This is a genomic window from Pseudoxanthomonas suwonensis J47, assembly GCF_000513955.1.
GTDB lineage: Bacteria > Pseudomonadota > Gammaproteobacteria > Xanthomonadales > Xanthomonadaceae > Pseudoxanthomonas > Pseudoxanthomonas suwonensis_C.
This window is the reverse complement of the sequence record NZ_AZUZ01000013.1, coordinates 1-12,384: the sequence shown is the minus strand read 5'-3', so window position 1 is coordinate 12,384 and position 12,384 is coordinate 1. Positions and strand designations below refer to the sequence as shown.

General features: G+C 68.5%; 11 protein-coding genes. 8 read left to right on the top strand and 3 right to left on the bottom strand.

All coding sequences use genetic code 11. The annotated features are described in order from the left end of the window. The first annotated feature begins 55 nt into the window (after positions 1 to 55). Positions 56 to 1,348: a flavohemoglobin expression-modulating QEGLA motif protein gene (locus M503_RS15695; protein ID WP_051414265.1), complete on the top strand. Its 1,293-nt coding sequence runs from the start codon at positions 56 to 58 to the stop codon at positions 1,346 to 1,348. Between the two features lies 1 nt (position 1,349). Here M503_RS15695 and M503_RS0104980 read toward each other — a convergent pair whose 3' ends face one another. After that, positions 1,350 to 2,579 carry an FAD-dependent oxidoreductase gene (locus tag M503_RS0104980; protein WP_051414263.1) on the bottom strand — a complete coding sequence of 410 codons (1,230 nt, stop codon included), beginning with the start codon at positions 2,577 to 2,579 and terminating at the stop codon, positions 1,350 to 1,352. A gap of 45 nt (positions 2,580 to 2,624) precedes the next feature. Next, a complete protein-coding gene (gltS, locus tag M503_RS0104975; protein WP_028928128.1) occupies positions 2,625 to 3,836 on the bottom strand; it encodes a sodium/glutamate symporter in 1,212 nt (403 codons plus the stop codon). A gap of 297 nt (positions 3,837 to 4,133) precedes the next feature. Here gltS and M503_RS0104970 point away from each other — a divergent pair, with 297 nt between their 5' ends. The 6 genes from M503_RS0104970 to M503_RS0104940 all read left to right on the top strand — a co-directional run bounded on the left by M503_RS0104970 (position 4,134) and on the right by M503_RS0104940 (position 9,235). Continuing rightward, complete coding sequence (locus tag M503_RS0104970; protein ID WP_028919312.1) at positions 4,134 to 6,428, top strand: NADP-dependent malic enzyme; 2,295 nt, start codon at positions 4,134 to 4,136, stop codon at positions 6,426 to 6,428. A 120-nt stretch (positions 6,429 to 6,548) separates the two neighbouring features. Then, a complete protein-coding gene (locus tag M503_RS17295) occupies positions 6,549 to 6,818 on the top strand; it encodes a hypothetical protein (protein ID WP_155951964.1) in 270 nt (89 codons plus the stop codon). 54 nt (positions 6,819 to 6,872) lie between these two features. After that, a complete protein-coding gene (locus M503_RS0104960) occupies positions 6,873 to 7,694 on the top strand; it encodes a hypothetical protein (RefSeq protein WP_028919313.1) in 822 nt (273 codons plus the stop codon). 184 nt (positions 7,695 to 7,878) lie between these two features. Then, on the top strand, positions 7,879 to 8,082 hold the full coding sequence (locus M503_RS0104955) for a hypothetical protein (RefSeq protein WP_155951963.1): 204 nt from the start codon (positions 7,879 to 7,881) through the stop codon (positions 8,080 to 8,082). A 51-nt stretch (positions 8,083 to 8,133) separates the two neighbouring features. Next, complete coding sequence (locus tag M503_RS0104950; RefSeq protein WP_028919315.1) at positions 8,134 to 8,601, top strand: hypothetical protein; 468 nt, start codon at positions 8,134 to 8,136, stop codon at positions 8,599 to 8,601. Positions 8,602 to 8,770: 169 nt separating this feature from the next. Continuing rightward, complete coding sequence (locus tag M503_RS0104940) at positions 8,771 to 9,235, top strand: hypothetical protein (protein ID WP_028919316.1); 465 nt, start codon at positions 8,771 to 8,773, stop codon at positions 9,233 to 9,235. A 26-nt stretch (positions 9,236 to 9,261) separates the two neighbouring features. Here the strand turns inward: M503_RS0104940 and M503_RS0104935 are convergent, their stop codons facing one another. Continuing rightward, on the bottom strand, positions 9,262 to 9,837 hold the full coding sequence (locus M503_RS0104935) for a carboxypeptidase-like regulatory domain-containing protein (protein WP_028919317.1): 576 nt from the start codon (positions 9,835 to 9,837) through the stop codon (positions 9,262 to 9,264). 364 nt (positions 9,838 to 10,201) lie between these two features. On the opposite strand from M503_RS0104935, the gene aceE reads away from it, so the two are divergent. Next, a partial coding sequence (gene aceE, locus M503_RS0104930) for a pyruvate dehydrogenase (acetyl-transferring), homodimeric type (protein WP_037060537.1) occupies positions 10,202 to 12,384 on the top strand: 2,183 nt, incomplete at its 3' end.

The window sequence follows — 12,384 nt, the reverse complement described above, 5'->3', positions numbered from 1 at the left end:
CGCGCCGCGGCGGCGCACCGACTACACTCGCCGCATCGCCACCGCCGGACGCCGCATGCCACGTCCCGACGTCATCGCCCGCCATGCCGAGCTGGACGCCCGCCTGGTCCGCGCGGTGCGCGGCATCCGCCTGCTCGGCCTGGCCAGCTGGCCGGCGCCGGTGCAGGCCGGTTTCCTCGAAGCCTGGCGCCAGGGCAATGCGCGGCTGCCGGACGTGGTGTATCCGAAGCTGGATTTCGCCGACGAGCGCGCCGAGCTGCAGGCGATCGCCGCGGCCGCCGATCCGGACGAACCGCTTGGCCAGTACCTGCGCGAATCGGCCGCCAGCTGGGAAAGCGCCGCGCGCCTGCTCGAGGCGCTGGGCACGCCGCAGGCCTGCATCGAATCGATGGCGCTGTTCGGTCGCCCCGACCAGGCGCTGCCGGGCGAAGGCCCGACCACGCGCGAGGCCGCCGGCCACTTCATCCAGATCGCCGGCGAACTGGACCACGAGCTGCTCGCGCCGGAGGAACAGGTGCCGGTCTCGGCCACCGCGCTGGCGCTGCAGCTGCAGGGCGACCTCGACGAGTTCTTCGGCAGCCGCGTGATCAGCGTGGAGCTGGATCCGGAGCTGATCGCCAAGGCCGCTGCCGGCGCCACCCGCATCCGCCTGCGCGCCGGTGCCGCCTTCAGCGACTACGACCGCCGCCAGCTGTTCCACCACGAGGCGCTGGTGCATTCGCTGACCGCGCTCAACGGCCGCACCCAGGGCCGGCTGCCCAGCCTGGCGCTGGCCTCGCCGCGGGTCACCGCCACCCAGGAAGGCCTGGCGACCTTCGCCGAGCAGATCACCGGCAGCATCGACATCGAACGGATGAAGCGGATCAGCCTGCGCATCGAGGCGGTGGCGATGGCGCTGGAAGGCGCCGATTTCCTGCAGGTGTTCCGCTACTTCCTCGACGCCGGGCAGAACGAGGCGGAAAGCTTCGCCTCGGCGCAGCGGGTGTTCCGCGGCGTGCCGCTCACCGGAGGCTGCGCCTTCACCAAGGACACGGTGTACCTGCGCGGCCTGATCGGCGTGCACACCTTCTTCCGCCGCGCGCTGCAGCGCGATCGCCTGCGCCTGTGCCGCTGGCTGTTCGCCGGCAAGATGACCCTGGCCGACGTGGTCCGCTTCGAACCGCTGTTCGCCGACGGCACGCTGTCGCCGCCGCGCTGGCTGCCGCCGTGGGTCGAACGCGCCAGCGGCCTGGCCGGCATGCTCGCCTTCTCGCTGTTCGCCAACCGCATCCGCATGGACCGGATCGACGAAGGCCTGCTCGGCCGCCGGCCGCCGCACATGGACGAGGCCGGCGCGAAGCCGGACTAGCTCAGCGCTTCCCGAGTAGTGCGGCGATGCGTTCGCCGCTGCCCATCGCCAGGGTCCAGCCGAGCATGCCGTGGCCGATGTTGAGCAGCAGGCCCGGCGCGGCCTCGCGGATGATCGGCGCCGAATGCGGCGTCACCGGGCGCAGGCCGGCCCAACGGCTCTCGATGGCGTCGTAGTCGGCCGCTTCGGGCAGCGAATCCCGGGCCAGGGTCACCAGATCAGCGACGCGCCCGGCGACGGGCGTGGGATCCCACTCGTTGACCTCGGCCAGGCCGGCGACGCGGATGCGGTCGCCGAGGCGGGCGAACACCAGCTTGCGCGAAGTGTCGGTGATGCTCGCCGACGGCGGGTTCGCGCCCAGCGGCGCGGTGAAGGAATAGCCCTTCACCGCCATCACCGGCACGCGGATGCCGACCTGGCGCAGCAGGCCGACGCTGTCGATGCCGGCGCAGACCACCACGCGGTCCGCATGCAGGCTGCTGCCGTCGGCGGCATGCACGCGCCAGCCGGCGCCGTCGCGCTGCAGGCGCCGCAGGTCGAAGCCGAACGTGGCCTGCACCCCATGTTCGCGGCGAAGCACCGCGAGCAGGCCGACGCCGAAACGCCACGGGTCGCCGACCTCCTCCTCCGGCGAATGCACCACCGCGACCATGCCGCGGGCACCGGCCAGCGCCGGCTCCACGCGGATCGCCGCGTCCGGATCCAGCAGCTCCTGGCGCACGCCCTGGGTGCGCTTGATCGCGATCATGTCGCGCGCGGCCGGCAGCGAGGCGGCGCTGAAGTAGACGTGCAGCTTGCCGGCGACGCGGCGGTTGAACTCGATCGGCGTGCGTTCCAACAGCGCCTGCATCGCCGCGCGCGATTCCATCGCCAGCTGCAGGATGTCCAGGGTGTTGCGCTGCAGGCGGCCGGTATTCGCGTTGCGCAGGAAAGCCAGGCCCCAACGCAGGTAATGCAGGTCCAGGCTGTTGCGCGCGCGGAAGCAGCGGTCGCGGCCGCCGAGCAGGCCCGGCAGCTGCTTCCAGGTGCCCGGCCCGGCCATCGCATCGGTATAGGCGTAGCTGAGCTGTGCGCCGTTGGCGAAGGACGTGCCCATCGCCGGGCCCGCGTGGCGGTCGATTACGTGTACCGCTTCGCCGCGGCGGGCGAGGGCGTAGGCGGTCGCCAGGCCGACCACGCCGGCGCCGATGACGAGGGTACGGGGCTGCCCCGGGGCGTTGGACTGGTTCATCCGTGCTGCGTTGCTGCTGGAGGGTTGGACGAAGGGCGGGCTGCGTCAGTGCGGCCAGAAGTTGACGAAGCCGGTGATGATCAGCGCGTTGCTGAAGTCGATGAAGAACGCGCCGACCAGCGGCGCCACCAGGAATGCGCGCGGGGCGATGCCGTAGCGCTGCACCAGGGTGCGCATCACCGCCATGGCGTTGGCGGTGGTGCCGAGCATGAAGCCGATGAAGCCGCCGCCCATCACCGCTGCGTCGTAGTCGCGGCCCATCAGCCAGAACACCGGCACCACGAACAGCGCCACCAGGGCCACCTGCAGGCCCAGGTTGACCAGCAGCGGCAGGCCCATGCCGGCCAGCTCCCACAGCTTGAGGTTCATCAGCGCCACCGCCAGGAACAGCGCCAGGCAGACGTTGCCGATCAGCTCGATGGTGTGCACCGGCAGGCGCAGCCAGCCGGTGGCGTCGTCGATGTTGCGCAGCGCCGCGCCCACCAGCATCGCGCCGATGTAGGCCGGCAGGGTCAGGCCCAGCGCCTGGAAACCCCGACCCAGCCAGCTGCCGGCCCAGATCGCCAGCAGCAGCAACACGATGCATTTGAGCGCATTGAACTCGCGCGCCGCGTCGGTTTCCTCGTGCACGAGCTTGCCGCTGACCTCGTCGGCCACCGGCGTGGGCACGTGCAGGCCGATGTTGTGGTTGGAGATCTTGAAGCGGCGCAGCAGCACGGTGACCACCGGGCCGCCGACCACGCCGCCGCAGACGATGCCTGCCATCGCCGCGGTGATCGCGATCGACTCGGCGCCCTTGAGGCCGGCGGCCTCGAACATCGGCGCGAAGGCCAGACCGGTGGCCGGGCCGCCGGTGAGGGTGGCCGAGCCGGCGAGCACGCCGAACATCGGATGCAGGTCGAACATGCGGGCCACGGCGATGCCCAGCAGGTTCTGCACCACCGCGAAGCCGCTGGCCAGGACCAGGAACACCGCCACCTGGCGGCCGCTGATGCGCAGCAGCGCCAGGCTGGCGTTGACGCCGATCGCGGTGAAGAAGGCGATCATCAGCGGCGACTGCAGCGAGGTGTCGAGCTGGTACAGCGGCGTGCCGCGGGCGTGGCCCCACCAGGCGGCCAGGGCGAACAGCAGGCCGCCGAGCACCGGTTCGGGCAGGTTGTAACGGCGCAGGATCGGGATCGCGCGGGTCAGCGCATAGCCGGCGAACAGGGCCAGGCCGCCGAGGGCCACGGTCTGGACCGCATCCAGTTCGATCATCCAGGGACTTCCACGGGCAGGGAAACCGCGAGTATCGCCTACCCGGCGGCGCTCCTGCCCGCGCGCCACGGCCTTGGGCGCGCTGCGACCCGCCCCCGCGAGGCGGGTCGCGGAGTGAGCGGTAACACCGCGCCGGCCCGCGTTTCGTGCCGCGACCACCGCCGTGGCCGCGGTTGCCGGCACAAGCGCCGCGACCTGCCGATCCCGGCGCCCCCGCCCCGGGGAGGGCCGGAGCACCGCGCCGACGGTTAGAATCGGTCCCATTCCCGCGCGGCAGCGCCACCCGAATCGAGCACGATGTCCGAACAAGAAGATTTCAAGCAGGCCGCCCTCGACTACCACCGCCATCCGCGCCCGGGCAAGATCAAGGTCTCGCCGACCAAGCCGATGCTGACCCAGCGCGACCTGGCGCTGGCCTACTCGCCGGGCGTGGCCTACGCCTGCGAGGCGATCGTGGAGGACCCGCAGCAGGCCAGCGAGCTGACCGCGCGCGGCAACCTGGTGGCGGTGGTGTCCAACGGCACCGCGGTGCTGGGCCTGGGCAACATCGGCCCGCTGGCCGGCAAGCCGGTGATGGAAGGCAAGGGCGTGCTGTTCAAGAAGTTCGCCGGCATCGACGTGTTCGACATCGAGATCGACGAGAACGACCCGGACAAGCTGGTCGACATCATCGCCTCGCTGGAGCCGACCTTCGGCGGCATCAACCTGGAGGACATCAAGGCGCCGGAGTGCTTCATCGTCGAGCGCAAGCTGCGCGAGCGGATGAACATCCCGGTGTTCCACGACGACCAGCACGGCACGGCGATCATCGTCGGCGCGGCGGTGGTCAACGCCCTGCACGTGGTCGGCAAGAAGATCGAGGACGTGAAGCTGGCCACCACCGGCATGGGCGCCGCCGGCGTCTCCTGCGTGGACATGCTGGTCTCGCTGGGCCTGAAGCCGGAGAACATCACCGCCTTCGACCGCGGCGGGGTGATCCACAGCGGCCGCACCGACCTGGACCCGGACAAGCGCCGCTACGCCCGCGATACCGACGCCCGCACCCTGGAGGAGATCGTCGCCGGGGCGGACATCTTCCTGGGCCTGTCGGCCGGCGGCATCCTCAAGCCGGAGATGGTGGCCAGCATGGCCCCCCACCCGATCATCCTGGCCCTGGCCAACCCGTACCCGGAGATCCTGCCGGAGGACGCGCGGCGGGTGCGCCCGGACGCGATCATCGCCACGGGCCGGTCGGACTACCCGAACCAGGTCAACAACGCCCTGTGCTTCCCCTACCTGTTCCGCGGCGCGCTGGACGTGGGCGCCACCGGGATCAACGAGGCGATGAAGGTGGCCTGCGTGCACGCCATCGCCGCCCTGGCCCGCAAGGAGGCCTCGGACCTGGGCAGCGCCTATGGCGACGACGTGCCCAGCTTCGGCCCGGAGTACCTGATCCCGCGCCCGTTCGATCCGCGCCTGCTGGTGGAGCTGTCCAGCGCCGTGGCCCAGGCGGCGATGGACTCGGGCATCGCCACCCGCCCGATCGAGGACATGGACGCCTACCGCGAGAAGCTGGGCCAGTTCGTGTACCGCACCAGCCTGCTGATGAAGCCGGTCTACGACCGCGCCCGCGCCGACCGCAAGCGCGTGGCCTACGCCGAGGGCGAGGAAGAAGTGGTGCTGCGGGCGGTGCAGACGGTGGTCGACGAGGGCCTGGCCTTCCCGATCCTGATCGGCCGTCCGGAGGTGATCGAGACCCGGATCAAGCGCCTGGGCCTGCGCATGCAGGCCGGGGTGGACTTCGAGATCACCAACCAGGACGACGACCCGCGCTTCAACGACTACTGGCAGCACTACCACGCCCTGACCGAGCGCCGTGGCGTGACCGTGGCGGCGGCCAAGAACCTGATGCGTTCGCGCCCGACCCTGATCGGCGCGGTGATGGTGGCCCGCGGCGAGGCCGATGCGCTGCTGACCGGTATCGTCGGCCGGTTCCACAAGAAGCTGGGCTATGTGCGCAGCGTCATCCCGCTGGAACCGCGGGTGCAGTCGACCTCGGCGATGACCGGCGTCATCAACAACCAGGGCGTGTTCTTCTTCGTGGACACCCACGTGCAGGAAGACCCGACGGCCGAACAGATCGCCGAGGCGACCCTGCAGGCGGCCTACCGGATGAGGCTGTTCGGGATCGAGCCGAACGTGGCACTGCTGTCGCACTCCAACTTCGGCAGCCACGAGTCCAAGGACGCGCAGAAGATGCGCCAGGTGCGCGAGCTGCTGCGCAAGCGCAGCCCGCGCCTGAACGTGGACGGCGAGATGCAGGGCGACACGGCGTGGGACGAGATCCTGCGCAGCAAGATCATGCCCAACAACACCCTCAAGGGCCGCGCCAACCTGTTCGTGATGCCGAACCTGGAAGCGGCGAACATCGCCTACAACCTGGTGCGCGTGTTCACCGACGGCGTGGCGATCGGCCCGATCCTGATGGGCGTGAGCAAGTCGGTGCACATCCTCACCACCTCGGCCACCCCGCGCCGCATCCTCAACATGACCGCCATCGCCGCGGTGGATGCCCAGATCCGCCAGGCGCTGGAAGAGGGGCGCAAGCCGTAAGGGTCAGAAAAGGACTACACGCGAGCGCGTGGATCTGCCATTGCGGGGGTGGGTCATGCGGTGCCAGCCTGATGGCGGGCCCGCAGGGCCCACCCCCATCGCATACTCAAGGAGGAGATCATGCGCTCGCTCGAAGTCAGGGAACTCAGGCTCGTTGCAGGCGGCAACGGGAGCGGCGGAACCAGCAATAGCGGCTCCGCGGCCCGACAGGCCGCGGTGGAGCAGTGCCAGGGCCTGCCGGACAGCACCAAGGTCACGTTCGAGATCAGCATCGAAGCGAACGTTTCCGGCAAGGTCGTGGGCCTCGGTGGCGAAGCCACCACGACCCAGACCGTCACGATCGAGACCACCTGCGGCGACCTGCGCGCGGCGTCCGGCGGCGGTGGCTGATTTTCCCGGCGCACCGCAAACTGCGGTGCGCCGTTCCTGCAGCAGGTGGGACAAATGGGGTGGAACCTGGTGATGGCGGCTGCACAGGCCCTGTCGATCGCGATCGATCCTGCGGCCTGGACGCAGGTGCAGCGGATCGAGTGGCCTGGCGAATCGCACCGGGTCGAGGTAGTCCAGCCGGTGGCCGGGATGTATCGCACCGGTTGCGGAGACTTGCCGGCGGCAAGTCCATCCGGCGGGCAACACTCGTTCCGGATGGGCGAGTACTGCAAGCAGCTCGTGGTGCTGATAGACCTTTCCGCCGGAACCAGCGATCCGCAGCTGGCGGAGGCCTTCCTGGCGCGCCACGAGGCATTCCACGTAGCCGCGCAGATGTACGGGTCGAAGATCCCGCTGGAATTCCTGGAGATCGAACCGTCCCTGGTCGAACGCTTCGCCGGCAGCTCAGCGTTCCAGCCCCTCTTTGCCGAGGTGGATGCGCTGTTGGCCGCCCTCGATTCGGGTGGCGAACTGTCATGTCCGGCCCTGGTCGACGCCTATCGTGCCCTCGCGGACGACGGGCGGCGTTACCTCGACTACAAGATGTTCTGGGAGTGGCCTGCCGAGTTCTATGCGCAGCAGACCACGTTCGGAAGCGACACCGCTTCCTACCGGAACTTCAGGTCCAGGCTCTTCAACGGCGGGAACGAAGGGTTCGAGCTGTTCGTGGCCGGGGTGGAAGCCGGCCTCATCCTCGATCGCGCCATGGGCCGCGAGGCATGGCAGAAGGCTGTCGCCGAGGGGAGCTCGATGTTTGACCTGGTCTTGGCCACAGCAGGATGCGCTGGACCGGAGCGGGGTGTACGAGTGCGGATGAGACGCGTCGAACTGCTTTGAAGTCGCCATCCGGCGGCGTCGGGCTGGAGCGCCCGCTTGACCAGGAGCAGATTTCTCTGACAAATGATTCGGGGATTCCGGCCTGCCATGGGCGAGGCCCGATATGCGATACGTAGACGGCCGGCAGGAGCCGGCCGTGCGGGCCAGGGTGGCCCGCTACGCACACAACCAAGGAGTGGATGTCATGCGTAATCTGACTGTCAACGAACTTGCGTGGGTCGCCGGCGGCACTGGTGGCGAAGCGACGGTGAAGGTGGAAACCCCCGTCGGGGGCGTGGAGGTCAAGTCGGATACGAAGGAGCTCGGTGATGCACTCATCGAGACCTACGAGGGGATCGTGCAGTTCGTTTCCCACGTCATCGAGCGGGTTGCCGAATCCCTGCCGTGATCTTCGCCTGGGCGTGACCCAATGTGGTCACGCCCATCTGGGGAGCATGCGATGAAGCAATTCTCTTGGCTGCTGCTTGCGAAGTACGTTGGCTCGATCGCTGTCGGGTACGCCATCGCGGACATGTACCCCGGGGTAGCCAGCCCTGAGCGATTCCTCGATACCCGGCGGCAGGTCGCAATGCTGCTCGTCCTGCCATTCCTCGAGACGCTCGTGCTGCAGCTTGGCGTGATCGAAGTGATCCGGTGGATGTCCGGGAAGTACAGGAACACCGCTGGCCTGTGGGCGGGAGCCCTGGCATCGGCCCTCCTGTTCTTCTTCCTCCACTACCGCTTGAATGGTGCCTTCAACGGCATCGCCTACGGCGCGGTGGGTGGATTGGTCTATGCGAGCATGTACGCGCTCAAGCGCCCGGACGGAATGAAGGCAGCCTTCGCCTACACCTGGATGCTGCACCTGGCATCGAATGCCCTGTTGGCGGCGTCGTACGCGTACTTCGCCAAGGTCATCCTCGGCTAGAGATCCCGCCCCGCGCAGCGATCAATCGTCGCTGTCGCCCTCGATCATCTTGCGCTGCATGGCATACAGGTAGGCGTCGGCTTCTGATGGGGAGCTTCGAGTGATCGACTGCAAGGGCGCGGCCTGACCGCGCCCTTGCCAAGAGAGCAAGGAAGAGGGGAAGCACTGCATGAAGTACCTGCCCATCATCCTGGTGCTCGAGTATCCGGCGATCCTGGTCCTGGGACTGCTGTTCCAAGGCCTTCTGCAGGCGCCGGTCAACCTGGACAAGTTCCTGGGCACACGCTTCCTGCTCCCGATGCTCCTGGTGATGCCGTTCATGGAGACGGCAATCATCCATTCTGCATTGACGGAGCTCGCACTGAAGCTTGGAAGGGGATCCCGCGTGGCGCTCTATGTGGGAGTCTCGCTGTCAGGACTCGTGTTCTTCGCGCTGCATCTCCTCATGAACGGCGCGTTCAACGGACTCGTGTACGGCCTGACAGGGGGCATCACCCTGTCGATCATGTATGCCCTGGCACGGAGGGAAGGCGCACAGAGGGCCTTCTTCGCGACCTGGATGCTCCATTTGTGCAGCAACGCGTTCGCCGTGCTGTCCATGGCGTTCTATGGAATGGCCCTGGGGGTGCGTTAGTGCGTCGCTCGCCGCGTTGTAGGTGGTCATCCAGACGCGGCCGGCGGTCTGGTTGAGGTAGGGATCGGACCACCAGCCGCGCCCGGCCGCGCGCGTGCGCCCGAACCAGGCGCGGGCGCGGTAGTCGAAACCGTCGGTGATGAAGTCGCGGTGGCGGCCGTTGCCGCGTCCAGCTGCGCCTCGGTGAAGATCGTGGTCGATTCCACCGACGACAGGTCGATCGGGTTCACCGCCGCCATGCCGCGCACCTGCACGGCGTCCAGGATGGAGGTGGCGGCGTCGGCGAACGACACGCTGCTGCCGGTGCCGGTGTTCACCACGACCTCGCGGGTGGTGGCGGTGCCGTCCGGCCCGGTGCGGGTGATGCGGTAGCGGCCGGCGGGCAGGGACGAGAAGCGGAAGCTGCCGTCGGCGCCAGCGGTGATCGAGCGCTGGAAGCCGGTGACGTCGCTGATGGCGGTGATGGTGTCGCCCGATCCGGCCTGGCCGGAGATCGTGCCGGTCGTGTTCGACTGGGCGTGGGCGCCGCCGCTGATGCAGGCCGCCAGGGCCAGGCTCAGCGCGGTCAGGCGGACTCTTCCGCCGGTGGGACCTTTGGTCATTGCGCAATTTCCATTCGGTTGGGTGGACTGGCCACTCCCCGGTGCGGCCAGACGCGGCACCGTAGGTACCCGCCGCCAACGCCACGACTGCCTGTGGTCGGGATGAAGGAAAGCGGCCGCCGGAAGTCACCGTGACTTCCGGCCTACAAATGGAACGCTTTGGACCATTCCGGATGCTGCACTGCGGCATCGGCGCAGTGTCCCGGGAATGTCCGGGACATGTGCCCGATTGCGCACGAAACCATTGGATTCACAGGCACATACGCCCCCGTAGCGACGCGGCGGAGCCGGTTCCTTGCGCTAAACTCGGTGGTCCACAAGAACGCATAGCGCCGCGGCCCCCCACGCGCGGCATCGGAGTGATATGAACTGGCTGAACGAGGTGTTGCAGAACGATCCGGATCCGGCGGAGACCCAGGAGTGGATCGAGTCGCTCAAGGCGGTCATCGACCGCGACGGACCGGAGCGCGCGCACCTGTTGCTGGAGGACCTGGTCGAGCTGACCCGCCGTTCCGGCGCGTTCCTCCCCTTCTCCCCGACCACCGAGTACGTCAACACCATCCCGCCGCACATGGAGGCCAAGAGCCCCGGTAACGCGGACCTGGAGTGGCGCATCCGCTCGATCATCCGCTGGAACGCGATGGCGATGGTCGTGCGCGCCAACCGCAAGCCGGGCGACCTGGGCGGCCACATCGCCTCCTTCGCCTCGGCGGCGACCCTGTACGACGTCGGCTTCAACCACTTCTGGCGCGCGCCGTCGGACCACCATCCGGGCGACCTGCTGTACATCCAGGGCCACAGCGCCCCGGGCATCTACGCCCGCTCGTTCCTGGAAGGCCGCATCTCCGAGAACCAGCTGGACAACTTCCGCATGGAAGTGGACGGCCGCGGCATCTCGTCGTACCCGCACCCGTGGCTGATGCCGGACTACTGGCAGACCCCGACCGTGTCGATGGGCCTGGGTCCGCTCGCGGCGATCTACCAGGCGCAGTTCATGAAGTACCTGGAGCACCGCGGCCTGATCGAGCCGTCCGACCGCAAGGTCTGGTGCTTCCTTGGCGACGGCGAGACCGACGAGCCGGAGAGCCTGGGCGCGATCGCGCTGGCCGGCCGCGAAGGCCTGGACAACCTGGTGTTCGTGGTCAACTGCAACCTGCAGCGCCTGGACGGCCCGGTGCGCGGCAACGGCAAGATCATCCAGGAACTGGAAGGCGTGTTCCGCGGCGGCGGCTGGAACGTCATCAAGCTGCTGTGGGGCTCGTACTGGGATCCGCTCCTGGCGCGCGACACCAACGGCGTGCTGCGCAAGCTGATGATGGAAACCGTCGACGGCGAGTACCAGAACTGCAAGGCCTTCGGCGGCGCGTACACGCGCGAGCACTTCTTCGGCAAGTACCCGGAGACCGCCGCGATGGTCGCCTCGCTGTCGGACGAGGACATCTGGCGCCTGAACCGCGGCGGCCATGACCCGCACAAGGTGTACGCCGCCTACCACGCCGCGGTGAACACCAAGGGCATGCCCACCGTGATCCTGGCCAAGACGGTCAAGGGCTACGGCATGGGTTCGGCCGGCGAGTCGCTCAACCCGACCCACCAGACCAAGAAGCTGGACGACGACGCGGTGCGCGCGTTCCGCGACCGCTTCAACATCCCGCTGTCGGACAAGCAGCTGGCCGACGCCGAGCAGGTGCCGTTCTACCACCCCGGCGAGGATTCGCCGGAAGTGCAGTACCTGAAGGAGCGCCGCGCCGCGCTCGGCGGCTACCTGCCGCAGCGCCGCCGCAAGGCGAGCAAGTCCTTCGCCGTGCCCGGCCTGGACAAGTTCGAGCGCCTGCTCAAGGACAGCGGCGAGCGCAGCTACTCCACCACCATGGCCTTCGTGCAGACGCTGAACATCGCCCTGCGCGACAAGGAGGTGGGCCCGCGCCTGGTGCCGATCGTCGCCGACGAGGCGCGCACCTTCGGCATGGAAGGCCTGTTCCGCCAGATCGGCATCTACGCCCCGTTCGGCCAGAAGTACAAGCCGGTCGACTCCGACCAGCTGATGTACTACCGCGAGGACCAGGCCGGCCAGGTGCTGCAGCAGGGCATCAGCGAGCCGGGTGCGATCGCGTCGTGGATGGCGGCGGGCACCAGCTACTCGGTGTCCGACGTGCCGATGCTGCCGTTCTACATCTACTACTCGATGTTCGGCTTCCAGCGCGTGGGCGACATCGCCTGGCAGGCGGCGGACATGCGTACCCGCGGCTTCCTGCTCGGCGGCACCGCCGGCCGCACCACGCTCAACGGCGAAGGCCTGCAGCACGAGGACGGCCACAGCCACCTGCTGGCCGGCGCCATCCCGAACGTGCGCAGCTACGACCCGACCTTCGGCTACGAGGTCACGGTGATCATGCAGCACGGCATGAAGGCCATGCTGGAAGACCAGATCGACGAGTACTACTACGTCACCCTGATGAACGAGAACTACACCCATCCGGAAATGCCGGCGGGTGCGGAGACCGGCATCATCAAGGGCATGTACCTGCTCAAGGACGCCGGCAAGCC